This window comes from Sulfurimonas sp. (assembly GCF_027056685.1).
Classification (GTDB): domain Bacteria; phylum Campylobacterota; class Campylobacteria; order Campylobacterales; family Sulfurimonadaceae; genus Sulfurimonas.
Genome location: NZ_JALUKE010000029.1, coordinates 1 through 1,611, shown reverse-complemented (window position 1 = coordinate 1,611; position 1,611 = coordinate 1). Strand labels below are relative to the sequence as shown.

Annotated in this window: 2 pseudogenes; one reads left to right on the top strand and one right to left on the bottom strand. The window is 34.4% G+C overall.

Features of this window, described 5'->3' with window-relative positions:
- Positions 1-61: 61 nt before the first annotated feature.
- Positions 62-658 (top strand): annotated as a pseudogene (locus MVY38_RS01290) (N-acetylneuraminate synthase family protein); the annotation flags it as partial.
- 32 nt (positions 659-690) lie between these two features.
- On the opposite strand, the pseudogene MVY38_RS01285 reads toward MVY38_RS01290, so the two are convergent.
- Positions 691-1,611, bottom strand: a pseudogene (locus tag MVY38_RS01285) (hypothetical protein); the annotation flags it as partial.

Below are 1,611 nucleotides of genomic sequence, written 5' to 3'. Positions count from 1 at the left end.
ACTGATATTTTATCTTAGAATTACTAAATATTCTAAGTATGAATAAGTGTAGCCACATCAATCTAAAGGACGGCCTATGATTATCTCTACGGGAATTGCCACTTTAGAAGAGATTGAAGATGCCGTTAAAATTTGCCATCAAGAGGAGAACCACGACATTGTGCTACTTAAATGTACCTCTGCATACCCTGCTCCCCTTGAGGATGCCAATCTTGTAATGATTCAAGACTTAGCGAAGCGTTTTGGTGTAACTGCTGGTTTTTCAGACCATACACTTGGCACGACTGCACCCATAGCCGCAGTAGCATTAGGTGCAAAAGTAATCGAGAAACACTTTATTTTAGACAAATCAATCGGAGGGGCTGATGCAGACTTTTCACTTGACAAAAAGGAGTTTGCACAGATGGTACAAGCAGTACGGGATACTGAAAAACTTTTAGGTAAAGTTGATTATAGTATGACAGAAAAAAAGAAGAAATCTCGACAATTTAGTAGAAGCCTTTATGTTGCTAAAGATATAAAAAAAGGAGAAATTTTTACTGAAGAGAACATTCGAAGTGTTCGTCCAGGTTATGGAATGCATCCAAAATATCTCAAAGATATTTTAGGAAAAACTGCACAAAGAGATTATGAATTTGGAGAAAGATTTTCAAAATAAAGTTGCAAAATCTATCTTAGTTTATTACGCACTCAAAACTTCTCTACCATCTCTCTTAACTCTGCTTCTCTAGGTTCTAATATAGCTAAAATAGCATCAATATTGACCAAGATTCTATATGCCCATTCATGATGAAAGAGTATCATCTTCCATTCTTTATGTACCTTGTCTTTATTTGTTGTCTCTTTTTGAAGACTCCAGTAAGCTATGTCATACTCTATATGAGTGATAAGTGGTGAAATGAGTGACTCATAAAATTTCTTAAACTCTCCGTTATAGTACAAATCCCTACTTACTGCTATTTTATCTACTATTTTTATCAACTCTTTTTCTTTAGCATGAAGATGAATATCTTCTACAGGATATTTTTTATATTTTCGAATGACTGCAGTAAGAAGTTTTAAAAGTTTTTTCACATTGCGTTTCATCATGTTACCAAGCTCTATTGCTTCATTAAGTTTTTCTACGGCTTGTATCATATTTTGCTCATAAAGTTCTTTCGCAGGTAAATCCAAGACTATTTGCTCTTTTTTATGCTCTGTATCGACATAAGTTTCAAGTACTTTAGAAAAAGGCATCTCTATTGTCCCTTTTATTCTCGCACCACCCTCTGTAGCATTAATCGTTAAAAATGTTTTTTCCTCTTCTTTATTTTGTGCAATCTTATTTTCATAGCCATTTAAAAACATTCTCCAAAATTTCGTAGTACGAACTTCTCCATCTCCACCATATGCTTCTGTATACTCATCATGCGCTTTTTGTTTGATCTCATCACTACCAAAAATATGATTTTTTGCATGACTATTACCATCTTCACCATAAGCTAAATCTTGCCCAATGATTATAATCTGCTTAAAATCCATACTACTTGCGAGTTCATACGCCATATTTGCAGCACTCATCCCAAGTCCCAAATAGCCATACTTATCAAATCCCATAAAAGCATAATGCCA